At 43.7% G+C, this 25,081-nt stretch carries 23 protein-coding genes and 5 pseudogenes; 25 read left to right on the forward strand and 3 right to left on the reverse strand.

Annotation, left to right across the window (positions count from 1 at the left end; translation table 11 throughout):
• Positions 1 to 26 precede the first annotated feature (26 nt).
• The 11 genes and pseudogenes from rfbB to galU all read left to right on the forward strand — a co-directional run bounded on the left by rfbB (position 27) and on the right by galU (position 9,636).
• Positions 27 to 1,116 (forward strand): annotated as a pseudogene (rfbB, locus tag ABDK09_09520) (dTDP-glucose 4,6-dehydratase).
• 6 nt (positions 1,117 to 1,122) lie between these two features.
• Positions 1,123 to 2,037, forward strand: coding sequence for an NAD-dependent epimerase/dehydratase family protein (locus tag ABDK09_09525; GenBank protein ID XAW89826.1), 915 nt, complete (start codon positions 1,123 to 1,125; stop codon positions 2,035 to 2,037).
• The gene (locus ABDK09_09530) at positions 2,034 to 2,522 is read left to right on the forward strand and encodes a hypothetical protein (GenBank protein ID XAW89827.1); all 489 of its coding nucleotides are present in this window, start codon (positions 2,034 to 2,036) and stop codon (positions 2,520 to 2,522) included. The genes ABDK09_09525 and ABDK09_09530 overlap by 4 nt, the downstream gene beginning before the upstream one ends.
• A 25-nt stretch (positions 2,523 to 2,547) precedes the next feature.
• Complete coding sequence (locus tag ABDK09_09535) at positions 2,548 to 4,311, forward strand: hypothetical protein (GenBank protein XAW89828.1); 1,764 nt, start codon at positions 2,548 to 2,550, stop codon at positions 4,309 to 4,311.
• On the forward strand, positions 4,241 to 4,795 hold the full coding sequence (locus tag ABDK09_09540; GenBank protein XAW89829.1) for a glycosyltransferase: 555 nt from the start codon (positions 4,241 to 4,243) through the stop codon (positions 4,793 to 4,795). Before ABDK09_09535 ends, ABDK09_09540 begins: the two co-directional genes overlap by 71 nt.
• Positions 4,795 to 5,247, forward strand: a complete 453-nt coding sequence (locus ABDK09_09545; protein ID XAW89830.1) for a glycosyltransferase — start codon at positions 4,795 to 4,797, stop codon at positions 5,245 to 5,247. Before ABDK09_09540 ends, ABDK09_09545 begins: the two co-directional genes overlap by 1 nt.
• Before the next feature lie 289 nt (positions 5,248 to 5,536).
• Entirely contained in the window at positions 5,537 to 6,022 is a 486-nt protein-coding gene (locus ABDK09_09550; protein ID XAW89831.1) for a hypothetical protein, read from the forward strand.
• 46 nt (positions 6,023 to 6,068) lie between these two features.
• Positions 6,069 to 6,725 carry a hypothetical protein gene (locus ABDK09_09555; protein ID XAW89832.1) on the forward strand — a complete coding sequence of 219 codons (657 nt, stop codon included), beginning with the start codon at positions 6,069 to 6,071 and terminating at the stop codon, positions 6,723 to 6,725.
• Positions 6,726 to 6,813: 88 nt separating this feature from the next.
• Positions 6,814 to 7,443 carry a hypothetical protein gene (locus ABDK09_09560; GenBank protein XAW89833.1) on the forward strand — a complete coding sequence of 210 codons (630 nt, stop codon included), beginning with the start codon at positions 6,814 to 6,816 and terminating at the stop codon, positions 7,441 to 7,443.
• 74 nt (positions 7,444 to 7,517) lie between these two features.
• Complete coding sequence (locus tag ABDK09_09565; protein XAW89834.1) at positions 7,518 to 8,678, forward strand: hypothetical protein; 1,161 nt, start codon at positions 7,518 to 7,520, stop codon at positions 8,676 to 8,678.
• A 63-nt stretch (positions 8,679 to 8,741) separates the two neighbouring features.
• Positions 8,742 to 9,636 (forward strand): annotated as a pseudogene (galU, locus tag ABDK09_09570) (UTP--glucose-1-phosphate uridylyltransferase GalU).
• A gap of 68 nt (positions 9,637 to 9,704) precedes the next feature.
• Here galU and ABDK09_09575 read toward each other — a convergent pair.
• The 3 genes and pseudogenes from ABDK09_09575 to ABDK09_09585 all read right to left on the reverse strand — a co-directional run bounded on the left by ABDK09_09575 (position 9,705) and on the right by ABDK09_09585 (position 10,816).
• Positions 9,705 to 10,046 (reverse strand): hypothetical protein, encoded by a 342-nt coding sequence (locus ABDK09_09575; GenBank protein XAW90711.1) that lies wholly within the window; start codon positions 10,044 to 10,046, stop codon positions 9,705 to 9,707.
• 16 nt (positions 10,047 to 10,062) lie between these two features.
• A pseudogene (locus ABDK09_09580) lies at positions 10,063 to 10,467 on the reverse strand (N-acetylmuramoyl-L-alanine amidase).
• 40 nt (positions 10,468 to 10,507) lie between these two features.
• On the reverse strand, positions 10,508 to 10,816 hold the full coding sequence (locus tag ABDK09_09585) for a hypothetical protein (GenBank protein ID XAW89835.1): 309 nt from the start codon (positions 10,814 to 10,816) through the stop codon (positions 10,508 to 10,510).
• Between the two features lie 273 nt (positions 10,817 to 11,089).
• Between ABDK09_09585 and ABDK09_09590 the strand changes: the two are divergent.
• The 14 genes and pseudogenes from ABDK09_09590 to cysN all read left to right on the forward strand — a co-directional run bounded on the left by ABDK09_09590 (position 11,090) and on the right by cysN (position 25,078).
• Positions 11,090 to 11,356: pseudogene (locus ABDK09_09590) on the forward strand (helix-turn-helix domain-containing protein).
• Between the two features lie 299 nt (positions 11,357 to 11,655).
• Positions 11,656 to 11,976 (forward strand): hypothetical protein, encoded by a 321-nt coding sequence (locus tag ABDK09_09595; protein XAW89836.1) that lies wholly within the window; start codon positions 11,656 to 11,658, stop codon positions 11,974 to 11,976.
• Positions 11,977 to 12,183: 207 nt separating this feature from the next.
• Positions 12,184 to 12,510: a hypothetical protein gene (locus ABDK09_09600; GenBank protein XAW89837.1), complete on the forward strand. Its 327-nt coding sequence runs from the start codon at positions 12,184 to 12,186 to the stop codon at positions 12,508 to 12,510.
• A gap of 130 nt (positions 12,511 to 12,640) precedes the next feature.
• Positions 12,641 to 13,687 carry a hypothetical protein gene (locus ABDK09_09605; GenBank protein XAW89838.1) on the forward strand — a complete coding sequence of 349 codons (1,047 nt, stop codon included), beginning with the start codon at positions 12,641 to 12,643 and terminating at the stop codon, positions 13,685 to 13,687.
• On the forward strand, positions 13,684 to 15,717 hold the full coding sequence (locus ABDK09_09610; protein ID XAW89839.1) for an HAD-IA family hydrolase: 2,034 nt from the start codon (positions 13,684 to 13,686) through the stop codon (positions 15,715 to 15,717). Before ABDK09_09605 ends, ABDK09_09610 begins: the two co-directional genes overlap by 4 nt.
• Positions 15,718 to 15,721: 4 nt before the next feature.
• Entirely contained in the window at positions 15,722 to 16,156 is a 435-nt protein-coding gene (locus tag ABDK09_09615; GenBank protein ID XAW89840.1) for a hypothetical protein, read from the forward strand.
• Positions 16,157 to 16,187: 31 nt separating this feature from the next.
• Positions 16,188 to 16,703, forward strand: coding sequence for a hypothetical protein (locus ABDK09_09620; GenBank protein ID XAW89841.1), 516 nt, complete (start codon positions 16,188 to 16,190; stop codon positions 16,701 to 16,703).
• A gap of 36 nt (positions 16,704 to 16,739) precedes the next feature.
• Entirely contained in the window at positions 16,740 to 18,485 is a 1,746-nt protein-coding gene (locus ABDK09_09625) for a glycosyltransferase family 2 protein (protein ID XAW89842.1), read from the forward strand.
• Complete coding sequence (locus ABDK09_09630) at positions 18,451 to 19,128, forward strand: ABC transporter ATP-binding protein (protein ID XAW89843.1); 678 nt, start codon at positions 18,451 to 18,453, stop codon at positions 19,126 to 19,128. The genes ABDK09_09625 and ABDK09_09630 overlap by 35 nt, the downstream gene beginning before the upstream one ends.
• Positions 19,129 to 19,173: 45 nt before the next feature.
• Positions 19,174 to 20,910 carry an SLC13 family permease gene (locus ABDK09_09635; GenBank protein ID XAW89844.1) on the forward strand — a complete coding sequence of 579 codons (1,737 nt, stop codon included), beginning with the start codon at positions 19,174 to 19,176 and terminating at the stop codon, positions 20,908 to 20,910.
• A 95-nt stretch (positions 20,911 to 21,005) separates the two neighbouring features.
• Entirely contained in the window at positions 21,006 to 21,914 is a 909-nt protein-coding gene (cysD, locus tag ABDK09_09640; protein XAW90712.1) for a sulfate adenylyltransferase subunit CysD, read from the forward strand.
• Between the two features lie 31 nt (positions 21,915 to 21,945).
• Complete coding sequence (gene cysC / locus ABDK09_09645; GenBank protein XAW89845.1) at positions 21,946 to 22,575, forward strand: adenylyl-sulfate kinase; 630 nt, start codon at positions 21,946 to 21,948, stop codon at positions 22,573 to 22,575.
• Between the two features lie 2 nt (positions 22,576 to 22,577).
• Positions 22,578 to 23,541: pseudogene (locus tag ABDK09_09650) on the forward strand (DHH family phosphoesterase).
• Positions 23,542 to 23,671: 130 nt separating this feature from the next.
• Positions 23,672 to 25,078 (forward strand): sulfate adenylyltransferase subunit CysN, encoded by a 1,407-nt coding sequence (gene cysN / locus ABDK09_09655; protein ID XAW89846.1) that lies wholly within the window; start codon positions 23,672 to 23,674, stop codon positions 25,076 to 25,078.
• Positions 25,079 to 25,081: the final 3 nt, after the last annotated feature.

Here is a 25,081-nt window from a genome sequence, read left to right on the forward strand (position 1 = left end):
CACTTAACAACATAAATTGAAACATCATGAAACAACGTAATCTATTGGTAACAGGTGGCGCAGGCTTTATCGGCGCAAATTATGTCCACTACTGGCTGGAGCAATACCCGAATGATAAAGTGGTTGTACTGGATGCGCTGACGTATGCAGGAAACCAGGCCAATTTAACCCCGGTGCAAGATAACCCGAACTTTGTTTTTGTTCACGGCGATATCTGCAATACCGAATTAGTCGAAACTCTGCTCAAAGAACATCAGCTGGACACTATTGTACACTTTGCTGCAGAGTCTCATGTTGACCGCTCTATTACCGGCCCGGATGCGTTTATCGAGACCAATATTCTCGGTACTTATAGTTTACTCAAGAGTGCCAAAAAGGTGTGGTTGGATGAGCCAAAAGCGGAAGGCAGATCACCGTTACCGCACCGTTTCCACCATGTTTCAACCGATGAAGTATACGGCACTCTGGGCCCGAACGACCCTGCGTTTACTGAAGATACGGCTTACGCGCCAAACTCACCTTACTCAGCTTCAAAAGCGGCCTCTGATCACCTGGTGCGTGCTTACCACCACACTTACGGCTTAGAGGTCACTACCTCTAACTGTTCTAATAACTACGGGCCTTTCCATTTTCCGGAAAAACTGATCCCGCTGATTATTACCAATATCCTGCACAACAAAGCGCTGCCAATTTACGGCGACGGCCAGCAGATTCGTGACTGGCTGTTTGTGACCGACCACGCACGCGGTATTGACCTGGTACTGAACAAAGGCCGCCTGGGTGAAAACTACAATATCGGTGGCCATAACGAATGGGCTAATATCGATATCGTTAAAGTGGTGTGTAAACTGATGAACCAGGCGTTTGCTGAGGATGCAGAAACTGGCTTCCCGTTACCCGTTAGCACTGGCAGCTCAGTCTGGTGAATCAGAATCTCTGATTACTTATGTCACTGACCGTGCCGGCCATGATCGCCGCTACGCGATTGATGCGACTAAGACGAACAATGAACTGGGTTATAAGCCAGCCGAATCCTTTGAAACAGGTATCCAAAAAACAGTAATGTGGTATCTGACCAATGAAACTTGGTGGAGTGAACTTCTTAGAGAGGTTTAGTACATTATGAATGTTAATAAATTAGGTGTTACATTACTTGGTGCGACTGGTTTTCTGGGATCGGCTATAGCAGAGGAATTAGAACGAAGTGGAATAAATTGGATAGGGGTGACAGTTGACAGTTGTGATCACCCCAAGATTCGTTCTATTGCAGTTGAAAACTTTGATGAAGTTATCGAAATTATTAATGACTACCCGATAGTTATTAATGCTGCTGGTGCATTAAAACCTAACGATTTTGAAAATGATTTAGGAATTGCAGCCAAAAAGTTTTGGGGAACAGTAGAGCAATTTACATCGGCTTTTAAAAGTTCAAAAATTGATACACTTGTTCATTTGTCATCAGCTGGGACTGTTTATGGAGAGTTAGAGCAGTACAGCGATCCGCACCGTGAACAAAGTTTACTTCAGCCAATTTCTTGGTATGGAAGAATGAAGGTGTTCGAAGAACTACATTACGAAAAAATTAGTAATGCTTTGGGGACCAAATTCATATGTGCGCGCGTATCTAACCCATATGGTAATAAAAAGAAAACTAAACATGGATTTATTGACGTATTAATAAATTGCATAAAAGAAGGCAAAGAATTATATCTATATAATGATTGTGACCCTATTCGTGATTTTATTTATGCTCAAGATATGTCCAGAATGATAGTAAACATGATTATTACTAGGAAATCGGGTGTCTATAATGTTGCATCTGGTCAATCCAATAGTCTATCCGAAATTATTGATTATGTTAAAGCTAAAAATTTCCCTATAAAAATAAATAAAATCAATAGCAAGCCTCAGCATGATGTTGTTTCAAATGTTTTGGATGTATCAAAAGCGATAGATGAAGATATCTATACTAATACAATGACTGTATATGATTATATCGATATTAGATTACAAGATTTTAATAAGAAGTCAGCATGAAAAAATTTAACTTTTCTGAAGATGATACTTTAATTGAAGTTTTGTCTAATGATGAAACAATTATAAATATTCTTAATGTTCAAGGGAAAGAAAAAACAGAATCTCTTGAGATATTGACTTTTATTGTCAATAATAATTTACCTATCCCTGGTTATATTGATCCCGAATTTTATTTCGACTTATACGAAGATGTAAAGAATTCAGGAATGTCGGCAATCCAACATTTTAAACTATTTGGCCAGGAAGAAGGTAGAATAGGTTATCCTGAGGAGTTAAAACATTCAATTCAAGATATGCGGAACCTTGGACGTTGGGAAGCTAATATTTCTCGGGTTGATGGTGTCTTTAATCTCAATTACAGTACTATATTTGATGACTATCTACATCTAGATAGTGATATATGTGTTTTGAGCTATCATTGGTTTAATAGTATCGATTCCGAAACTGTTAAGGTCAAAATACAAACCAGTGTTAAAAAAGTTTAATTCTATTAAAGCTTTAGAATATCTAATGGAATTAAATAAAAGCTATTCATTAAACGAGCTTTATGACCACGAAATACCGTTATTCATAGAGATTGTCATCAGTAGTCAACTAGGGTTGAAGAATTTTGATGATGAATGGTCTCCGAGTGATGTTCATTTCTTTGATATTCCGTACTTGGAAAAATATACACTAACATCTTACAGTAGTATTTTAGAAGCCTTTAAAGATTGGTTTAGAAATCATCGGGATTTTGTTCCTAATAATTTTTTTAATTCGAATTTTTACACTTCGGCTTACAAAGACATAAATGGAATTAAATATCCATTTGAACATTATCTTTTACATGGCCGATATGAAGGTAGAAAACCAAACCAATTTGTTTTTCATATTGAGTTTGGTCTATCTGATACTTGCAGATATACCCAATATCCTTTAGAAAAGCTTTACCCATTTTTAGCGGATTGTAATGAGGAAGTTGGCGAGTTATTGGATTCAGTCTTTCTAAATCTGTCAGTGTTAGTTAGAAAATATAGTCATATACACTTACTATGGAAATTTATTAATAATAAATATTTTATAGATTATTATGATTGCGATTCTTTAGCTGAAGCTATCAAGTGCTGGATGGATGATAGTTTTAGTGATGATGCAATACTACTGTTTGATACTTCTTTCGTAGCTTCAAATTTAAGTACAGATTTGACGGATTTTGTAGCAGTATTTTCTCAATGGGTTGATTCAGAACAATTGAGTACAACGCCACTGTTCGATGAAAATTTTTACTTGAACAAGTATCTAGATTTAAAAAAATCAAAAGTGCATGCATTCCGTCATTTTTTAGATCATGGTCAATTTGAAAATAGAGCGCCATGCCTTCTTTTAGATCCTATGTGGATCTGTAATACATATAATTCTGGTACTTTACCTGGTCTGCAGTTTTTTGCTAGTACTTCTCAGCCAGTAAAACCTTCTCCAGGCATTATGCCAATATCATGGACTGAGCTTAAATCACTGGCTCTAGATATTAGTGAAAATCAATGGTTTGATCTCGTTGAAAACAATGAACTAAGAGAACAGTTTGAGAAAGTAACAGCAATAGATCCAAGAATAAAGTTAAATGATCCTCAAAGAATCCATACATTAATGCCATATAACATGGATTTCTATCATTATATTCGTGATCTGGAAAAATACTTTAAAGATGTAGATGTTCTTATTTTTAGGGATTCAATTAACTTTGGTGGTGCTGACGTAGTTTTAGGCTATTTATACAATGCGATTAAATCAAATCAGCCGAATAGTATCATCAAAGTCGTATCATTCGGTCATGTTGACGAGTTAGTATTAGCTGACCGCAACATTGATGCTGACGATGTTTTTTCCTTGAGTTCTTTGAAAGGTGAGATCCCTCATGTTCATCAGTCAAATATAGTTTATGATTTAATTGTTGGATCGAATGCGAAGAAAGTATACAACGTAAATAGCTATGGTGCTTGGGAAGCATTTTCTAATTATGGTAAAAGCTTATCAGGAAGTGTATCTTTGTATGGCTATTTTTTCTGTGATGACAGAGATGAGTTTGGTAACATAGCCGGATATCCAACATCGTATTTCTTCTCTACTATTGAATATATGACAAAAGTTTATCTGGATAGTTATAGCTTACAATATGAATTAGAAAGTCGCGGAGCTATTATTGACAGATATAGAAATAAAGTTGAAGTCGTTAAAACACCATTTGAGTGTAAGTTTAATCAGTATACTCCCGCCGAGAAACAGCAGTCTTAAAGTTGCTTGGGCTGGTCGTTTTGATGAACAAAAAAGACCTGACTTACTGATTGAAATTGCTAAGTTAATGCCAGAAACTGAATTTCATGTCTGGGGTAAAGCTGTTCTATCCAAGGAAAATTATGATTTTTCATCTTGTCAAAATATTAAGCTACATGGCTTATACGGAAGTATAGATGAGGTTTTGCACCAAGGATGTAACGTATATCTATATACGTCAGGCTGGGATGGCATACCTACTATATTATTAGATATGGTAGATCTAGGTTTACCTATTGTTGCTAGTAACGTTGGCGGAGTTTCTGAAGCATTACCAGAATGGTCTTTGGTTGACGGCAATGGAAATGCTCAAGCGTACGTAGATAAGATGATGAGTATATCGAATAATATATCTGACTATTGTGTTGATATGCTCAATCACAAAAAATCACTTATGAATGAATGTACTACGGAAATATATAATACTAAGATTGGAAAAAGATAATGACTAGTTTGCCAAGTCTAGATGTAGTTATTACCGCTCATAAGGAAGGGGATCTACTTCTTCCTACGTTTATTAGCGCTCAGAAGTCAATCAAGTGTCTTAAAGAGGCATTTAATGTACAGGTTTCTATACTCATTTTTCTTGATAATCCTGATGAGATTACACAGCAAGTGGCAAGAGAGCTGTCTAAGAAGTACGATTTATTTTTAGTTGAGGGTAGCAACGGCGATCCCGGTTTATCTCGAAATCAAGCTATTTCAATTTGTCGTAGTGATATGATTGCATTACTTGATGGCGATGATTTGTGGTCAGAGAATTGGCTTTTTTCTGTATATAAAGATATACAGACATCGCTTGAAAATGGTCATTCTATTGATGATCTAATTTATCATCCTGAATACAACCTCATCTTTGGTGGACATAATGCCTTTGTTTCGTCAGGGAAATATTGAGGATCCATTTTTTGATAAGCGTTTTTTAAGAGCATCTAACTATTGGGATGCCCTTTGTGTTGCTCCAAGAAGATTGTTCAAGAAATTTCCTTACAAGAAAAACGATTTGTCCAAAGGTTTTGCACATGAAGATTATCATTGGGTTTGTGTGACAACATCGAAAGGACTAGTACATAAAAGCTTGAAGAATACAATTCACTTTAAACGACGCAGAGCAAATAGCGTGTCTGTTATCGCTAACAGTCAAAGTGTTAAAAGCTACACAACAGAATTACAGAGATTCTAGGATATGAACAGAAAATTAGTATTGCATATTGGTACAGAAAAAACTGGAACGACCTCTTTACAGAATACTTTGCATAGTAATAGAGAGTATCTAAAAGAAAAAGGAATACTAATTCCAAATAGTTTTAAATTGTCCAATCACGTAGAGATGGCTGTTTGTTTTCAAGACTATAATTCATCATCTGAACTTTATAGTGTTGTTGATGTTAATAATGATTTTGAATCAGTATCAAAATTTACTGATAACTTTTTAAATAAAATTAAAGAAGAAATTTTATCGAGCAACTGCAATACAGTTGTCATTAGTAATGAACACTTACATAGTCGAATTACAACAGAGGATGAAATAAAAAAAATTTATGATTGGGCAAGCGATATATTTGACTCTGTGACGATAAATGTATATTTAAGAAAGCAGTGTGATCTAGCTGTATCACATTTTTCTACTGCTCTAAAATCAGGTTTCTACAAATTGCAAACCTCTTCCTGATAATGCATTTAATAGCCTATATTATAACTATGAAAGTCTTTTAGCTATGTGGGGGACATTTTTTTCTGACATTCAAGTTAACGCATTCGCCCGAGAGCATTTGTATAACAAAGATGTAGTTTATGATTTCTGTCATTGTACTCTCAGCTTAGATGACTCAGAAATTGTTAAGTTGGAATTAAAATTGGATGATAATATTTCTTTAGGTGTTGAAGCATTATCTTTTCTAGCAAAGGCTAATGAGAAACTTCCTTTAATTGTCGATAATCAGTTGAACCCTAATAGAAGACGTTTGATTCAATTTCTCGAAGAAATGAATTTCAACGATGAACCGTTAAAAATGCCTCATGAAAGCTTAGAATCTTTTCAGTCTCAATTTTTGGAGTCAAATTTACAAAGTCCATTAATTCCTAAACATGTTTGCGACTACCTAAATAGTCCTGTCAAAGTAAAGGAATCTAATTATGATTTGTTTTTGTCAAATATTAATCATGAATTTTCATTACAGCTTTGGTGCCGTTGTATTGAGACGATGAACTTTCTTGAGGTAAGGAATACTGCTTTTAGAGCAAAGATCTCTATGTTAGAAGGTGATTTAGATGAAGCTGAAAAGCTTCTTTATCAAGCAAGAAAAATTAATAAGCGCTTACCTATTATTTCTCAAATTCAAGAAGAAATTGTTAATATCAGGAGTTGTTCATAAGTTGTTTTATTATTTCTTCAAATAAAAAATAAAGCCTGGATTTTTAATTTTTTTCAGGCTTTACTATTTAAATTTATGTTGTTTAATTATGAATAAAAAAATTTTAAATGCAGCATTGGTTCTCGTTCCTAGGAATTTACAAAATAAGGCAGTATCTAAAGCACTAAATTTCTTATTTCCTGTCGGAACTCTTGCTTTTGACGAAAAAAAGGTTTTTAAGTTAGAACTGAAAGACTTAAATCGGTATTGGATAGTAAGATTTGATGATTTTGGTTTTCGGCCTTGTTCTGTTAAATCTCGGGCGGATATTGAGATTTATACCAATTTTGATGTTCTATTTTTAGCACAGAATACTAATGATTTGTGTGCAGCTCTTGATGCGGGGCTTATTCAGTTTAAAGCTGATGAGCGAGATAGATACTTGGTTGAATCTTCTTTAAAATCGTTATCACAGAATAAAATAGATGAGTTAGTTCAGCGTTGCTATTCTTTTTTCAAGATTAAGCCTAAACCTCGTTTTGATCTTGATTCAGTAAAACTAACTGATATAAAAACATCTAAAGATGTAGATTGGCTTCGCGATGAAGCCGTAAAACTTGAAAAAATAAATTTGCCGGAAGCACTACGGTTGATGGAGCTTGCACATTTAGCTAGACCAAGTGGTCCGTTTATTCGCCAAAAAGTTGAAGAATATAGAGCCTCGCTTAAATTAGATTGATTTTATAGGAAAATCATTATGGAATCTTTAATTAGTGTGTTTGCCAGATGAATGATATAACGAACGAATATTGGATGAGCCACGAAAAGGTTGAATTCCGAAATAATGTTGTTATTTTTGGAGGAAAGTATTTTTTTTTACATCAAAATGGTTCAGGTCAACGCCAATGTGATTATCTTTTGTCAAATAGGAAAGTTGATGAGAATAGCATATCAGTATTTAAAGAGAATATAGATAGAAATATCGCCCTTTCCAGAAAACAAGGTTTTAAATACTGTCATCTTATATGTCAGAGTAAAATTACATCTCACGCAATGATATTAAATAAAGAGTTTTGTGTTGATGTTTTTCCTCTTTATAAACAATTTGATGTATCTGATTTTGTACTCATTCCTAATATGGAGCCAGATGATTTCTTTATTGGAGATTCACATTCTCATTCTGTTGGCGCTTTAAAGCATATATCGGCTATTCTTGATTTTTTTAATATTAACGATTTATGTCCATACGATATAGAAACTACAACGGTGAAATTTAAAGGTGACCTTTCTTCCAAACTTGGACTTGCGGAATTTGATGAGGTTTTTTTAGACTCAGTCAATGGAGTTAAAACGAAAAAGGCAATTTTCAATTTTAACTCATATTTGAAGGGTAATACCGGTAATATTCAGTATTATTATAATGATAAAGCCTTAGTTAAGAAAAGATTAGTAACCTTTGGTGATAGTTTTATAGGTATGAATCTCCAAGCTTGGGGGGTTTTCTTTGAAGAAGTTATACATTTCAGGATACCTTATATAGATGAATTTATCGTTAATAACCTAAAACCAGACTATGTAGTTACAAGTAATACTGAACGATACCTGGTTGATGTACCATCAGCAGTGCGTTCAAGTATTCCTTTTTTTATAACCACAATTCTTTCTATGAATAAGTCTGTATCAAAAAATGATAGTGAAATAATATTAAGTTTATTTTCAAATTCTAAGGAAAAACACCTGAACAATATTCCTCTTAGATATAAGACTATAGATGATGAATTTTTAGGATTTATTACTGAGAATGATGTAAAAAATGAAAGTGATATTGATTTTATTAGGGATGTAGCGATAAGTAGAGAAAGAGATAACGTTGAATTATCCTATTATTTAATGAAAGTTGCTCATAAGTTAAGGCCGAATGGCCCTTTGATAAAGGGCAAGCTTGAAGAGTACAGTAAAATGTTAGGTTGCTAAATTCCTATCTATCATTTTTAAATAACTAATTTATATTTATTTGTAGTTCGGATTAACAACGTCATGATTAAAAAATGTTTATTTCCCGCCGCAGGCTACGGCACCCGCTTCCTCCCGGCGACTAAATCCATGCCCAAAGAGATGATGCCGGTGGTGAACAAACCGCTGATTGAATACGGCGTCGAAGAGGCGATTCATGCCGGTATGGATGGTATGTGTATCGTCACCGGGCGTGGTAAGCACACCCTGATGGACCACTTTGATAAAAACTACGAGCTGGAACATCAGATTGAAGGCACCAATAAAGAAGAGCTGTTGGTGGATATCCGTCATTTGATCGACTCGGCTAATTTTACCTATATTCGCCAGCGTGAGATGAAGGGCTTAGGCCATGCAATTCTGACCGGGCGTGAACTGGTGGGTGATGAACCGTTTGCTGTGGTGCTGGCGGATGACCTGTGTGTCAATACCGAAGGCGACGGAGTACTGGCGCAGATGGTTAGCCTGTACAAGCAGTTTCCGCTGCTCCATTGTGGCGGTGCAGGAAGTGCCGCGTGACCAGACCCATAAATATGGTGTGATTGCCGGTGAAGCGATCCGTGATGACCTGCTGCGCATTAATGATATGGTTGAAAAGCCGGCTCCGGGTACAGAGCCAAGTAACCTGGCGATTATCGGCCGTTATATCCTCACTCCGGATATCTTCGAGCTGATTGAAAATACCGAGCCGGGTAAAGGCGGTGAAATTCAGATCACCGATGCGCTGCTCAAACAGGCGCAGCAAGGCTGCGTCATTGCCTACAAATTTAAAGGCCAGCGTTTTGACTGTGGTTCGGTCGACGGTTATATCGAAGCAACTAATTTCTGTTACAACAATTTGTACCTGCAAGATAGCCAGGCGGAGCTTAAACAGCAGCCGACGGCGCGTCAGGCAGTGAAACAGCCTGAGCCGGCATAAATCCGGTGATTGTGTAATGGAACTAAATAACAAAAGCGCAGCACGGAGCTGCGCTTTTGTTGATCAGGCTATGACTTTTTCGGCCATACCCCGCCGGTCAGATATAAGCCGACGGCAGTCAGTACCGGATAGCCGAACGCCTCGTTGATCATCTCGCCAATTGGTGCCCATTCCAGGCCGTGCATACAGCCGACAATCACCATGCTGTGCAAAATGATATAAGGGACGGTAAACAGCAGCACAATGCAGCGCTGCACCAGTTTAAACGGCTCAAAGGCTTTGAGCAGGTCGAGCTTGTACTGCGCTTTTTCCTGATTGGTAAAAAACATCGCATCTCCTGTTCGGGTGATGGCGTCTAAGCTTTTTTCCACAAAAGACGCACTGCCAAAGATACGGCTCCATAAACTCATCATAACCTCCTTGTGCTTACTGATGGCGCTCAAAGTCGCGGGCATGCAGATTGATTACCGGGCAAGCTTTGTTGGCCCAGTAGTGATGGGGTTTCACATGCGCATCATCGACTGCGTATTGGGTCTGTAACTCGTTTATCAGTTTAAAAAGGGCTTTGCGCTGGGCCAGGGTAAAGTTGTCCTCTGCTTGCTGCTGCAGATTACATCCTCCGATCAGGCAAATGCCCAGATTGCCCTGATTCGCGCCGCGCACGTGAGCGCCGATTTGGCCGGGCGGGCGCCCGGTTTCTATGCTTCCGTCCCGTTTGATGACCCAGTGATAGCCAATATCACGCCAGCCTTTGGCCAGATGCCAGCGGCGAATTTCGGCGGCATCGATATCTTGCTCCGCGTGAGTTGCGCTGCAGTGAATCGTGATCCATTCAATAGGCAGATTCGCCGCGGCGGGAATCTGTTTCGTCTCAGGTCTGTTCATCAGGTTGGTTCTCCTCTGCGCTGCTGAGCTGATCCAGGGTGGCGAAAAACTCATTCAGGTGATATTCCAGCTCCTGGCTCGGGAGTTGGAAGCGGGTTGCTAAAACACGCAGGCTGCCGTGGTGCAGCCAGACAAACCGGGCCAGTGCAAACCCCAATGGGTGCAAGTGGGCCGCTTTGGCAATCAGCCAGATAAAGTCTTCACGGCGCAGTGTGTTAGCTGGTGGAAAATAGCTCTCCTCTTGGTGATGGACCGGGTTATGAACGTAAATAAAGCGACGTATGCTAATCGTCATGCTTAATTCCTATCTCAGTCGGACCGGGCCACTTTAGTTCTGTTTTGGCGTTGAGGGATGAAAAATAAACAGGGAATTTTGCCTTATTGAGTATGGTGTTCTGAAAAATAGAGCCAGTTCAAACTTGGATGAAACTAGAGTTGTTAGTCAGAGCTTCGCAGCGCGAAGTCGATTCTATTTTTGAACTAATGTCACCTTTTCATGTGCAGTAAAGTAACCCTAATGCGGCTGTAGCTGGTTTGGTAGTCCTCTTTTAATCAAGAGGATATCAGTATGAGCCATACCTTAGTTGCCACATTAATGAAAGTGAAAACCGGGTCACCGATCAGTAAGTTGATTTTATTGAAGCTGGCTGACAACGCCGATATTCACGGCCGATGTTTCCCCTCGTACCAATATCTGGCGCAGTATTGTGAGGTGTCGCTGCGCACGGTCAAGCAGCATGTCAGGCAGCTTGAAACCCTGGGGTTAATTGAACTGATACATAGGTTTGATCAACGGGGCCGGCAGCGCAGTAATCTGTATCAGATACGAACTCCGCCTCACCTGCATATTGAACTGCATACCGACACGGCATTTAACTGCATCCCGCAGGAGGCAGCGTCTGCTCTCTCTGGCAGTGCAGCCACTGCACCGATAAACTCCCATAAAGAATATGATCTGGTGTCAGGGGGGCAGATAACTGAGGTTCGCAGCCCGTTACCTGTCCGGGTGGCTGATCAGTTGGTGGCCGACTTTGCTGCCAATGCGCAGCCCAACCCGTTTGCCGAACGGATTGAGAAGCTGATTCGCCAGCGCCGTGAAGAAGTGGCGGATACCTCCGCCGATGGGGAGGGAAAATGAACGCGATTCTTTCCCTCGCTGAAGAAAAAGAGATCTTGTCGTGGCATATTGCTCCTGCTTACGGACGGTCCAGACAACTGCTCGATGCCTTATTGGAGTGTTATCCTTATCCGGCAGAGAAAGAAATGTTAGAAACAAAGCTTTCATTCACCGGTAAGCATTCGCTGGGGTCGGTCCTTCGCAATGCAAAAATTTTTATTGAAATACATACCAGCAATGATGCGGATTCAAATCAATGTTACTATTCGTTGGATGATAGTTGCATCCGGATCGCAAAGATCAACCGGATTATGAATAGTCTGGTGGTAAGATGTTAGCGTGTTAGTTCGGGTATTCACCGCCTCGCTATGGGGCGGTTTGTGACATTAAAATGCTATTGTTGAAGTTAAGCATAAGTGTGTTAGCAAAACATAGGTGTGTTAGTCAAACACGCGTGTTTAAGATAAACATAAGTGTTTAAATCAAAAATGATTGTGTCAGTCAAAAATGACTGTTTGAAACGGATATTATGAAATGGAACAGCTATGCCACTGTTAAGAATTGCCAGAAAATTAAAATCAAAATTGTCGGGGCATAACTTACCCTCCGCAGATTATGTCTACCACCTTGATGCGTGTTTCAATCATGTGGTGAAGGGATGGGTTTATAAAAAAAGCGACCCGGGTAAAGCCGTGCACGTCGCGTTTAAACAAGGTAATCACACCTTTTGTGAAGTGATGGCCAACCAGGCGCGTGAAGATTTGGCTCAGGCCGGCTTACCGAGCACAAACTGCGCATTTGAAGTGGCGCCGGATCTTAAGCAGAACAGCTTAACGCCGGTTTCTGGCCGATCTCTATCTGGACGGGATTAAAATCAACCCACAACCTGTTGTGTTTGCGATGGATTACCAAGTATTTGTCGATCAGCTGACGCAGCCGCCGGTCCAATCCTAATAAAATAAAGACCAGTATTCATATTCTACCTATTAAGACAGACATCAGATGGCTATTGAATCCTTACAGCAACTGGGGGCGGTATTTCTGTCGCCGGTACTGACCTATTTTAACCAGCATTTGTCCCAGCAGCAGCCGGCTGACCGGCCGCTGTTTTTTCTTGCCCGTGAAGGATACTGGCTCGAGCAGGCGTTTCAGCGCTATGCCGCAGCCAAACCGTGCCAGGCAGACACGCGCTATATGCTGGTATCGCGCTCTTTCCTGTTTAAGATAGGTTTGCTTAAACCGCAAACCTATACCTATTCACTCAACTTTACCTTCTCCGGCACCTTGTATGAGCTGATGCGCAGCCGCTTTATGCTCAGCGATACCAAGATCCGTGAAGTCTTCAGTGCCAAAGAATTTAATAAAGGTCTGCAGCTGCCGAGGGATCTCGCTAAAGTTGCAGACCTTTTAGCCGCAAAAATCCCGCAACTGACTCCGGTTATCTCGGCGTCCGCCGATGCCTATCAGCGCTACCTGACAGAATTAGGCTTTTTCGCCCATGACAAGGTCGATGTGGTGGATCTCGGCTACGGCGGCACCATTCAGACTCTGCTGAGCCTGATTTATAACATTGATACCTGCGGCCATTATCTGATTGCCTCTAATCCCGGTGAGAAGCAGCTTGGTGACAATACCATCACCATGCGCGGCTATCTGCACGAGGGCGTCAAGCTGGGCGAGGGCTATGTGCCGTTGGACCGTTCTATGTTTTTGGAAGGCTTACTCACCGCACCGGTGGGGCAGTTTCAGGATATTCGTCTCAGCCCGTTACCGCATCGTACCTTTGACTTTTATTACGGGCGTAAAGTCTCCACCCAGCATCAGTTTCATCTGGTTGAGGCTGTTTGTCAGGGAGCGCTGGCACAACTGGAAAGTTTTGCTAAGCAGGGCATCGAATTTAGTAAACCAGAAGTTGAGACGCTCTATACCACCTATGTGACTAAAAAAGGGCTGCTTCCGCGCCACAGCTGGCCGTTATTTGAAATTGATGACGATATTGCCAGTGAGGGCACCGTGAACGGCATCGACTTCTTCGGATTAAGAGTATGAATTACAGAGCAATGATTAAGCGCCGCTTTCCGCGAGTCGAGCGCACATTACGCCGCAATCCGCAGCTGATGAAACTGGCTGTGAATGTTGAAGGCCGGCTGCTGCAGCGTAAAATGAAAAAACTGTCGCAGAGCTATGCTGTCAGCGGTATCGCCATAGATACTCATCATCTGCAGTTACTGGCCGACGCCAAACAGCATGGGCTGTTTGATTTTGGCTGGTATTGCCAGGTGCAGAATCGTCAGTTTCGAACGGAGCAGGAAGCGTTCAGCGATTATCTGCACAAAAGCCGTTTTTCTTCTGTCAGCCCGAGCCCTGCTTTTGATAACCTGACTTATCAGAAACACAATATTGACGTTTATCACAGCAATATCAGCCCATTGGCGCACTATCTGCAGTCTGGTCACTCCGAAGGTCGTATCACTGCGCCGTTTGCACCCAAGTGGACACCGACCAGCACTCTGGATATCACGCCGGATACCAAACTGCTCAAGCAGGCTAAAGTGGCGGTTTGTCTGCATATCTTTTATGAAGATTTTATCCCTTACTACGCCCGTTGCCTGCGCGATTTTCCCGCTCAGGTGGACCTGTTTATCAGTGTCAGTGATAAAGCGTATCAGGCCGCCATTGATGAGCATTTAGCGCCATTGGCGGCGGTGCAGAATATTGAAGTGGCTGAAGTACCAAACCGCGGACGTAACTTTGGCCCTCTGCTGGTCGAGTTTGGCCGCAAGCTGCTCGATTACGATCTGTTTTGCCACCTGCACTCGAAAAAGTCGCTCTATTCGGGCCGTCCGCAGACGCAGTGGGCTGACTATCTCGGTGAGTACCTGCTCAAAGACCATGCGGTGATTGCGCGGGTCATGACCCAAATGCTGCAGGACAGTGAGTGCGGCCTTTACTACCCGACTTCATTTAGCATGATGCCGGACTGGGTTAATCACTGGCTCAAGAATAAACCGTTTAAAGGTGAATTTTTTGATGCCTGGGATCTGCAGGATCACTCTGAGTTTCTGGCTTACCCGGTCGGCGGTATGTTCTGGGCCAAACCTGAGGCGTTAAGGCCGCTGCTGGAGAAAGAGTACCAGTACAGTGATTTCCCGGCAGAGCCACTGCCGAATGATGGTTCGCAGCTGCATGCTTTAGAGCGTTGTATCGGCTTACTGGCGGAGCGCAACGGCTATTCTCAGCTGTTTTTCCACCCGGAACTGGCCTGCTTTACCCAGGATAAAGGCTATCTGTTTACCAATTACGTCAGCACCCAGCAGCAGCTGTTGCATAAAGTGCAGATGTTTGATGTTATCTCGTTCGATGTGTTTGATACCCTGGTGCGCCGCAGTCACTATGTGCCGGATTACGCCAAACTGAAATTAGGCCAGTATCTGGTGTCGCAAGGTGTGGTTAGTGATGCCAAAGCCTTTGTGCAGGAGCGTAACCAGGCTGAGTTTCTGGTTCGTCAGGACAAGCAGTTTCAGGGTGATGTGACCATTTTTGAAACCTATCAAAAGCTGGCTGCACTGCAAAACTGGACAGAGCAGCAGGCGCATGAGTACGCTGAGCTTGAATTTGCCTACGATCTGGAAATGATTGAGAGCAAGGATGAGGTGGTTGATGTCCTTAACCAGTTGATTGGTATGGGTAAAACCGTCTACATTATCTCCGATACCTATTATACCGAGTATCAGATTATCCTGATGCTGCGCAAGGCTGGTGTGACCAATGGCTACCGCTTGTTTGTGTCTTCTCAGCTCGGGCTGCGTAAAGATAACGCTACCATGTGGTCTTACATCAGTGATGAGCTGAAAGATAAGAGCCGTTTTGTCCATATTGGTGATAATGCGGTCGCCGATGCCCAGTTGCCGGGTGATTTTGGTTTAGCCAATTTGCATATTCTCAACCCGATCGATAAGTGGCAGGCTGCTGGCTGGGATAACCCGTTTGCTGGTGGTAACGAATTAAATGAACAACAAATTTTAAAATGGGGACCGCTGATCAGTCAGTTTGGCCGTTTCCCGTTTTTAGGTGAGTAAAGCAATGACGAAAACGATTTATCTTCATGTTGGCCCGCATAAAACAGGAACAACGGTGATTCAGAAAGCTTGTCTGGACAATACGGATGTATTGGATAAACATGGCGTCTCTTTTCCGTCCCTCTACTTTACGCCGATTGGCCACCATGACTTGGTAAATACGGTCAGAAGAAGAGCTATTTCTGATGAAGATCTGGCTACACTGGCATCCGGACATGAGAAGGCACTGCTTTCCAGTGAAAACTTTATCCACTTTTCCGCTCAGGACTGGAAATACCTCAGTGAGCGTTTAGCTCAGTTCGAGGTTAAAATTATTTATGCCTGGCGCCGCTCCAGCTTAAAAATGTATTCCATGTGGCAGGAGTCGGTCAAACACGGCGGAAACGACACCGTTTCATGCGTTTTTTTATCAGGATCTGATCCGTCCTGGCGAAAGTAAAAGTCTTATGCAGACTCTCAATCTGGATGCCATGGCTGCAGCTTTTGGTAAAGATAATATTCATATTCTGGATTTTGATGCGCTTTTTGAAAGCAAGATGCTGGTCACTGAATTTTTTAACCTGCTTGGAGTTGATGGTACTCAGATTGATATCTCAGGTCAGAGCCAGGGATTCAGAAATGAGTCGATGGATCCGGTGACGACTGAAGTTTTACGTTGTTTAAACTCCCTCAGCGTTAAAGCCGGTTATCCGCAAAACTCGAAAACCCGTGAGGTTTTTTCTGCACTGCAACCTACGTTGGATGCTGAAATGGAGCAGGCCAAATCATTAATGGAAAATGATGTGGATACGTTTGAAGTAGGTGATTACTTTGTTGATCGCGCTACCGAGCATGCTTTAAAGAGTAAGTTTATGACCAACCTGGTTCACTATAAGGCGCAAAAAAGAACTAAGAATATTAAAGTAGCCAATCAGGATTGGCTGTTAAAGCCGCAGGCTTATCAGTTGATCAGTGCCATGCACGAAAAAATAATGAAAAATTACTAGTAATGGTCAGCAGTAACTTTAACCAAGAGAGCTTCTATGCCTGCTCACAATAAAAAAGTAAAAATCGTTGCGATTGCTAAAGATGAAGCCAGATACATTGTGGAATGGATTTATCACCATGTTTATTTTGGTTTTGATGCATTTGATATTTATGTAAATAACACTTCAGATGGCACTGTGGCTATTCTGACCCGCTTGGCGGAGAAGTTTGATATCAATATCATTATGGCAGATGATTTATATCGTTCGGCCCCAGCTAACTTTCAGACCAATGCATACAATCAGTCATTACAGCAGGCAGATAGCGATGAATTCTCGCATCTTGCTTTTCTGGATATTGATGAGTTTTGGACGCCGAAGGATTTTTCGACCGGAATCCACGAATTGTTGGCGGAAGCTGATAACTACGATGTTTTGCTGTTTAACTGGGCCATTCACCGCAGTGAAACTGAATTCAGCCGCTGTTTTTCGCAAGTGAATGCATTGATAACCGATCACCACGTAAAATCGATCGTGAAAGTGGGTTGTCAGGCGAGAGCCGGTATTCACAATGCCTATGGCGCCAATTTAGCGTATGCCAATAGTGATCTTGAACCCGCAGTTTTTGCTGACGACGTCAAAGCCAAAATTAAAGCAGAGCACCATCTGGCACCTAACGTATTTGTTGTGCACCGTGTGTACCGCAGTCAGGTTGAATATGTCTCAATGCTTGGCCGGGGCCGTCCGCGAGGGGATCGCTTTAAGTCCAACCGTACTGGTTATTATCTTAATAATGACCAGGGTTATCAGTTTACGGTTTCTCCCGATAAGTTAGAGACTTATTACATCGGCTATGAGGCTTTGATTGAAGAGTGTGCTTTAGAGGCGATGCTTGCCGATGCTCAGCAGTTTGTGATGCAGCGTTATCATAACTTGGTGAAGTCGATTCAGCACGGTGTGACGTACACCGAAGCTAAAGTTTTATTGCGGGCGTTAAAAAACATTTCCCTGCCAGAAATCTCAGGGATGATTACTCTGCTGGATGAGAAAGTTAACCAAATGAAAATCTTCCAAATTGGCTTTAATAAAGCCGCGACGGCCAGCATTTATCACTATTTTAAAAATGATGGCTTTAAAGCGCTGCATTGGGAAGGTGGTAATTTATCCAAAACAATTAAGTCTAACTTTGAGAAGGGCTTGCCGTTACTGACCGGTTATGAGGACTTTCAGGTGTTCACTGATATGGAGCATCGTGAGGAAGACCAAACGGCTTTTTACAGTGCAGAGCAGTACTTCAAAGAGTTGGATCAGCAGTATCCGAATTCAATTTTTATCTTGAATTACCGGGATGTCGATAAATGGGTGCAGAGCCGACAAAATCATCCGGGTTATTTGCAAAAAACCGTCAACAGCACAGGCATGACGCCGGCAGAGGTTGTTGATGAGTGGAAACGTAACTATTCCCGTCATATCGAGGCAGTAAAACAGTACTTTAAGGATAAATCTAACTTAATTGTTATTGATCTGGACCAAGATGACAGCCAGAAGCTTTATCGCGAATTAACGGAACGTGGTATCGAGTTAAGTCAAAAAGAACTGCCCCACACACACAAAACTAAGCCAGCCGTCTCTGAACAGAATAAACACATTGATGCCGTGCGTGATGCTGCGCTGTTTTTTGCTCAAGACAACATCGAAGTCGCTTACATGCTGATGAAAGTCGCACATGAATTGCGCCCGCAGGGGGCAGTGATTGCGCAGAAGTTAAATGAGTTTGAAGCAAAGCTGGCTGCTGATGATTAAACTGCAAAACCTGACTAAATATTATCCTTCAGAGCTGGGTAAACAGTACGTTTTTAAAGACATCAACTTTACCCTGCCTGAAGGTCATAATGTGGCCTTACTCGGCTCGAACGGTGCGGGTAAATCGACCTTGTTCCGCATTATTGCCGGCAGCGAATACCCCAACACCGGTAAAGTGGTAACCGACAAAGCCATTTCCTGGCCGGTGGCGCTTGCCACTGGCATTCACCCGCAGATGACCGGACGGGAAAATACCCGTTTTATCGGCCGGGTCAATGGGGTGGCCAATCTGGATGAGTACGAAGAAAAGGTAAAACGCTTTGCTGAGCTAGGGGTGAAGTATGATTTACTGGTAAAAAATTACTCCAGTGGTATGCGCTCCCGCTTAGCCTTTGGCTGCTGTATTGCGATTGATTTTGATGTCTATCTGATTGACGAGGCGACGTCGGTCGGTGATCAGAAGTTTCGTAAAAAAGCTAAGCAGGCACTGCTGGATAAGAGTAAAACCGCCAGTGTGATCATGGTCAGCCACGATATGAAGGAGATTCGTGAGTTTTGTGACAGTGCGATAATTCTCCATCAGGGCACGCTGACCTTTTATGACGATCTTGAGCGGGCATTAAAGGTATACGAAGAGCTGTGACAGAAACACAGCCAATAATTTTCCCAAGGAAGAATAAAAACAACAATGTTAGTTACTTATACGTCGGCTTTGGCGGTCTTGTTGCTGTTTGTATTAACAATAGCGGGGCTGATCAAGTATCAATCCAACCCTGAACGTGTGTTCGGGGTATTGCTTCTCGTGCTGTTTGTATGCGGTTTTGTCAGCAGTGAACAGGTAGTGAGCAGCTTTGCCAGCCAGGGCGTACTGACTCTGGTGTTACTTATGGTGTGCTCGCTGGCGCTGGAGAAAACCCGCTTTTTACGCCAGGTAGCCAATTTTGTTATCCGGCTCAGTTATCGCCGCTCATGGCTTAATTTGTATATCTTCGGCGCGTTGTCGTCTGCGGTGCTGAATAACACTGCGGTGGTGTCGGCCATGCTGGCACCGATTCGCGCCAACCGCCACCATGCGCCAAGCCGCTTATTAATTCCTCTCTCTTATGCCGCCATTCTCGGCGGTACACTGACTTTGGTCGGTACTTCCACCAACTTAATCGTTAACTCCATGGTGATTGAAGCCGGTTTTAAGCCGCTGGGTTTCTTTGATTTCACCTTGGTTGGCAGCTTGCTGGTGCTCGGTTGTGGTATCACGCTGTTTATTGCCAGTCGCTGGCTGCCCAATCATTGCAATACCACTCAGGTACTGGCCGATTACTTTATTGATACCAAGGTGCGCGAAGGCTCGGCGTTAATTGGCCGCACTATTGAAGAGAACGGCCTGCGAAACCTGGAAGCACTGTTTCTGGTCGAGCTGCAACGTCAGGGCAAACTGATTTCGCCGGTTTCACCTTATGAGGTACTGCAGCAGGGCGACCGTTTGCTGTTTAGTGGCGATATTAAAAAAGTCACGTTGCTCAATCAGTTTTCCGGCCTGGAATCCTTTGCCAACCAGAACGGCCTGCCGCTCGATAACCTGTCGGAAGTGATTGTCCGTCCGGAAAGTACCCTGGTCGGCCGCACCCTGAAGCACGCCGGATTCCGCGCGCTGTTTGATGCGGCTGTGGTAGCGATCAAACGCGATGGTGAACGTTTATCCGGCAAGCTGGGTGAGGTGGTGCTCAAAGCCGGTGACAACCTGGTGCTGGCGGTGGGCGAAGATTTTAAATCTCGTCATAACCTGCGTAAAAACTTCTTCTTTGTCAGCGGGGTAGAAACTGAGCAAACCCTGACCCCAACTAAAGAGTGGGTTGCGGTACTTGGCTTTGTCGCTGCCATCGGGCTCTCCGCGTTAGGTTTAGTGCCGCTGTTTAAAAGCATGTTTATGCTGCTCGGGGTATTTTTACTGACCCGCATGCTCAAGCCGAATGAAATCCTGCAGCGCCTGCCGACGCAGATCTGGCTGATTATTTCCGCCGCTCTGCTGCTGTCGCATGCGCTCAATAATACCAAAGCGACCGAACTGCTCGATTTACTGATCCTGGATAATCAGCAGGCGTTCACCCCCTTTGCCGGGCTTTGTGTGGTTTACATCATGACCTGGTGGCTGACTGAGCTGGTCACCAATAATGCCGCTGCGGCACTGGTGTTCCCGCTCGCGGTTGGTCTGGCAAAAACGCTGGGCGTGGAGCCGACCGGCTATATCCTGGCGGTCGCGTTTGGCGCCAGTGCCAGTTTTGTCAGCCCGTACGGCTATCAGACCAACCTGATGGTGTTTAACGCCGGCCAGTATCATATTAAAGATTTTGTCAAAGTCGGGCTGCCGGTCAGCCTGGTGTATGGTCTGATCACGGTCAGCAGTATCAGCGTAATGTTTGGACTGTAAAAACTGCGCGTTAGAATGAACTCCTTAACGGGATGTTTGATACATTGTGTGTTACATTTTCACCAATTCAACAAATGGAAAAGATTGGAATGAATATTTCTCCAGAACGTATGACTCACCTTAAACAGCTGGAAGCTGAGTCAATTCATATCATGCGCGAAGTCGCGGCTGAGTTTGATAACCCGGTTATGTTGTACTCGGTAGGTAAAGACTCCTCCGTAATGCTGCACCTGGCGAAGAAAGCCTTTGCTCCGGGTATCCCGCCGTTTCCTTTGATGCACGTGGATACCACGTGGAAATTCAAAGAGATGATCGCGTTTCGTGATTACATGGCGAAAAAGCTGGGCATGGAACTGATTGTGCACCAGAACCCGGAAGGTCTGGCGATGAACATCAGCCCGTTTGTACACGGCAGCTCAATGCACACTGACATCATGAAAACTCAGGGTCTGAAACAGGCACTGGACAAGCATGGTTTTGACGCGGCCTTCGGCGGCGCACGTCGTGACGAAGAGAAGTCTCGTGCTAAAGAGCGTGTGTACTCATTCCGTGATGAACACCACCGTTGGGACCCGAAAAACCAGCGTCCTGAGCTGTGGAACATCTACAACGGTAAAGTGAACAAGGGCGAAAGCATCCGTGTTTTCCCGCTGTCGAACTGGACTGAGCTGGATATCTGGCAATACATCTACCTGGAAAACATCGAAATCCCGGGTCTGTACTTGTCTGCCAAGCGTCCTGTAGTTGAGCGTGACGGCATGCTGATCATGGTTGATGATGAGCGCATGGAACTGAAAGAAGGTGAAGTGGTTGAAGAGAAGATGGTTCGCTTCCGTACTCTGGGTTGTTACCCGTTGACCGGTGCGGTTGAATCTGAAGCGACGACGCTGCCTGAAATCATTCAGGAAATGCTGCTGACCACGACTTCTGAGCGTCAGGGCCGTGCGATTGACCACGACAGCTCAGGCTCGATGGAAAAGAAAAAACGTGAGGGCTACTTCTGATCTTGGTGTAACCAGTCAGAAGCAAATAACTATGACTTCTCCATACATTAAAAAAGAAAATCAATCGGTCAGTGATGATGTAGTGTGGCATAACACTACGGTAACTCATCAGGATCGGATTGAATTAAAGAAGCAAAAGCCGGTTGTGCTTTGGTTTACCGGATTAAGTGGCTCGGGTAAATCGACGGTGGCGAACGCCGTTGAGAGCAAGCTGCTTAGCCTGAATAAACATAGTTACTTATTAGATGGCGACAACGTCCGTCATGGCTTGAACAAGGATTTAGGCTTTAGCGATGCAGACCGCATCGAGAATATTCGTCGTATCAGTGAAGTGGCTAAGCTGTTCGTTGATGCGGGCACGATTGTGCTGACCGCGTTTATCTCTCCGTTTATTTCCGATCGCGAACAGGCCAGAGCGCTGCTTGATGCGGGGCAATTTTTGGAAGTGTATATCGACACGCCGCTTGAGGTGTGTGAGCAACGCGATCCAAAGGGGCTGTACAAGAAAGCCCGTGCCGGCGAGATCAAAAACTTCACTGGCATTGATTCTGCCTATGAAGCGCCACTCAATGCAGAAATTCACATTCAAACCGCAAATAAGAGCGTGGAAGAGTGTGCAGAGGCCGTGGTCGAACAGCTAACTAAGCTTGGGTATATTTAATTATGCATTACGATGTATTTAACGGCGATGCTGATGGCATCATTGCTCTGCTGCAGCTACGTAAGGCGGAGCCAAAACGCTCAACTCTGATCACCGGCGTTAAGCGTGATATTAAACTGCTGCAACAAGTGGCTGCACAAAAGGATGTGTGCGGAGTAACTGTGCTTGATATTTCGATGGAGAAAAACATCGATGCTCTGTATGAGCTGATTGAGCGTGACGTTCCGGTATTCTATTGTGACCACCACCGAAACTGGTGAGGTTCCTCAGGCGAGTAACTTCACGGCTTTGGTTAACCTGGATGCCCAGGTGTGTACCAGTTTGCTCATCAGCCAGCATTTGAATCATCGTTATGCGCAGTGGGCGGTAGCCGGTATCTACGGCGATAATCTGTTTAGTACTGCTGAAGCGCTGGCCGACCAAATCGGTTTAACTTCAGAGCAGCGTGAGTTTTTGAAAGAGCTCGGCACGCTGATCAACTACAACGGTTATGGCGCGACCATTGACGACCTGCATATCCCGCCGGCTGATTTGCTGGCGATGCTGATGCCATACGCTTCTCCGTTTGATCTGAAAAACGATCCGGAGTCGCCTTACTACCTGCTGAAAAACGGCTATGCCGCCGATTACGCGCACATTGCAGCGCTGTCTCCGGTTGAGAGTAGTGAAGTGGCTGAAGTGTATGAGTTGCCGTGCGAAGCATGGGCGCGCCGCATCAGCGGTGTGTTCGGTAATGAGTTGGCCAATCAGTCTCCGGCCAAGGCGCACGCAGTGCTGACCCTGAACCAGAACCTGCAGGATTATACCGTGAGTGTGCGCGCACCACTGGAAAACCGTACTGGTGCTGATGAAGTGTGTTGTCAGTTTGATACCGGTGGCGGCCGTAAAGCGGCCGCGGGGATTAATCAGTTACCGCTCGATGCCAAGCACAAGTTTATCTCGGTTCTGACGGAGTTTTATCGCTGAGCCGGGGTACAACCAGTTACTGTTTTTATCGTTAACACTTAAGTTTTTATCGTTAACTAGAAATTTGTATCAGTTATCAATCGACGAGTGGTGAGCCATTCGTCGTTGTAGAGAAAATCAAGGAATAAAAATGTCACACGCATCAGATCTAATTGCAGAAGATATCGAAGCGTATCTGAAAGTGCATGAAAACAAGGACCTTCTTCGCTTCCTTACCTGTGGTAACGTTGATGATGGTAAATCTACCCTGATCGGTCGCCTGCTGTTTGACAGCAAGCTGATTTATGAAGATCAGATGGCAGCGATTGAAAAAGATTCACAGAAATTCAATACCACCGATGAAGCGTTTGACCTGGCGCTGCTGGTGGATGGTCTGCAGTCAGAACGTGAGCAGGGCATCACTATCGATGTGGCTTACCGTTACTTCTCAACTGACAAGCGTAAGTTCATCATCGCCGATACTCCGGGACACGAGCAGTACACCCGTAACATGGTAACCGGCGCATCAACTTGTGACCTGGCGATCGTGATGGTTGATGCCCGTTACGGCATCCAGACTCAGACTCGTCGTCACAGCTACATCTGTTCTTTGCTGGGTATTAAGCACATCATCGTGGCCATTAACAAAATGGACCTGATGGAGTACAGCCAGGACGTGTATCAGAAAATTAAAGCTGATTACCGTGAAATGGCGAAAAACTTCAACATCGACGATATTCGTTTCGTGCCAATCTCGGCACTGAAAGGTGATAACGTCGTAACGCCAAGCGAAAACATGGACTGGTACCCTGGTGCCACTCTGATGAAGCTGCTGGAAACGGTTAAAATCGATCAGGATAAAGATCTTGAGCACATGCGTTTCCCGGTTCAGTACGTTAACCGTCCTAACCTGAACTTCCGCGGCTTCTGCGGTACGCTGGCATCAGGTGTTGTACGTGTGGGTGATGAAGTGACCGCTCTGCCATCAGGCAAGACTTCACGCATCAAAACCATCTACACTCACGATGGCGAGCTGGAAACGGCGTACCCAGGTCAGGCAATCACGCTAACTCTGGAAAACGAGATTGATGTGTCACGCGGCGATATGCTGGTTCACTCTGGTCATGAGCCAGTGGTGACTAACAAGCTGTCTGCTCACGTGGTATGGATGGACGAGAACCCGCTGCGTACTCAAAAAGAGTACTCATTCAAGTTCGCGACCAAGACGTGTACCGGCCGTATCAGCAACATCGATCACAAGGTGGATGTGAACACGCTGGAACAGCATGAAGAGAACAGTGAATCTCTGGGTCTGAATGAAATCGCGCTGACTTCAGTATCGCTGACTGACAAAGTAGCCGTTGATACTTACAGTGCGCTACCACAAACGGGTGCATTCATTATCATCGACCGTTACACCAACGTTACCGTCGGTGCCGGTATGGTTCACGCGCTGAACGATGGCCAGGATAACGTGCGTCATTACACTCAGGCAGAAAAAGAACTGAACGCGTACGTGCGTAAGCACTACCCTGAATGGGGCTGTGCAGAGATCTAATCT

Source organism: Vibrio sp. CDRSL-10 TSBA, assembly GCA_039696685.1.
In the GTDB taxonomy this organism is placed as follows: domain Bacteria; phylum Pseudomonadota; class Gammaproteobacteria; order Enterobacterales; family Vibrionaceae; genus Vibrio.

What these genes read in the sequence shown, in the direction of transcription:
- ABDK09_09620 (XAW89841.1), top strand. Translation starts at nt 16,188, where the DNA reads ATGGCTGCAGCTTTTGGTAAAGATAATATTCATATTCTGGATTTTGAT.
- ABDK09_09535 (XAW89828.1), top strand. Translation starts at nt 2,548, where the DNA reads ATGGAATTAAATAAAAGCTATTCATTAAACGAGCTTTATGACCACGAA.
- ABDK09_09630 (XAW89843.1), top strand. Translation starts at nt 18,451, where the DNA reads ATGAGTTTGAAGCAAAGCTGGCTGCTGATGATTAAACTGCAAAACCTG.
- ABDK09_09600 (XAW89837.1), top strand. Translation starts at nt 12,184, where the DNA reads ATGCCACTGTTAAGAATTGCCAGAAAATTAAAATCAAAATTGTCGGGG.
- ABDK09_09625 (XAW89842.1), top strand. Translation starts at nt 16,740, where the DNA reads ATGCCTGCTCACAATAAAAAAGTAAAAATCGTTGCGATTGCTAAAGAT.
- ABDK09_09595 (XAW89836.1), top strand. Translation starts at nt 11,656, where the DNA reads ATGAACGCGATTCTTTCCCTCGCTGAAGAAAAAGAGATCTTGTCGTGG.
- cysN (XAW89846.1), top strand. Translation starts at nt 23,672, where the DNA reads ATGTCACACGCATCAGATCTAATTGCAGAAGATATCGAAGCGTATCTG.
- ABDK09_09545 (XAW89830.1), top strand. Translation starts at nt 4,795, where the DNA reads ATGACTAGTTTGCCAAGTCTAGATGTAGTTATTACCGCTCATAAGGAA.
- ABDK09_09635 (XAW89844.1), top strand. Translation starts at nt 19,174, where the DNA reads ATGTTAGTTACTTATACGTCGGCTTTGGCGGTCTTGTTGCTGTTTGTA.
- ABDK09_09555 (XAW89832.1), top strand. Translation starts at nt 6,069, where the DNA reads ATGTGGGGGACATTTTTTTCTGACATTCAAGTTAACGCATTCGCCCGA.
- ABDK09_09560 (XAW89833.1), top strand. Translation starts at nt 6,814, where the DNA reads ATGAATAAAAAAATTTTAAATGCAGCATTGGTTCTCGTTCCTAGGAAT.
- ABDK09_09525 (XAW89826.1), top strand. Translation starts at nt 1,123, where the DNA reads ATGAATGTTAATAAATTAGGTGTTACATTACTTGGTGCGACTGGTTTT.
- ABDK09_09575 (XAW90711.1), bottom strand. Translation starts at nt 10,046, where the DNA reads ATGAGTTTATGGAGCCGTATCTTTGGCAGTGCGTCTTTTGTGGAAAAA.
- ABDK09_09615 (XAW89840.1), top strand. Translation starts at nt 15,722, where the DNA reads ATGACGAAAACGATTTATCTTCATGTTGGCCCGCATAAAACAGGAACA.
- ABDK09_09610 (XAW89839.1), top strand. Translation starts at nt 13,684, where the DNA reads ATGAATTACAGAGCAATGATTAAGCGCCGCTTTCCGCGAGTCGAGCGC.
- ABDK09_09550 (XAW89831.1), top strand. Translation starts at nt 5,537, where the DNA reads ATGAACAGAAAATTAGTATTGCATATTGGTACAGAAAAAACTGGAACG.
- ABDK09_09585 (XAW89835.1), bottom strand. Translation starts at nt 10,816, where the DNA reads ATGACGATTAGCATACGTCGCTTTATTTACGTTCATAACCCGGTCCAT.
- cysC (XAW89845.1), top strand. Translation starts at nt 21,946, where the DNA reads ATGACTTCTCCATACATTAAAAAAGAAAATCAATCGGTCAGTGATGAT.
- ABDK09_09605 (XAW89838.1), top strand. Translation starts at nt 12,641, where the DNA reads ATGGCTATTGAATCCTTACAGCAACTGGGGGCGGTATTTCTGTCGCCG.
- ABDK09_09530 (XAW89827.1), top strand. Translation starts at nt 2,034, where the DNA reads ATGAAAAAATTTAACTTTTCTGAAGATGATACTTTAATTGAAGTTTTG.
- ABDK09_09565 (XAW89834.1), top strand. Translation starts at nt 7,518, where the DNA reads ATGAGCCACGAAAAGGTTGAATTCCGAAATAATGTTGTTATTTTTGGA.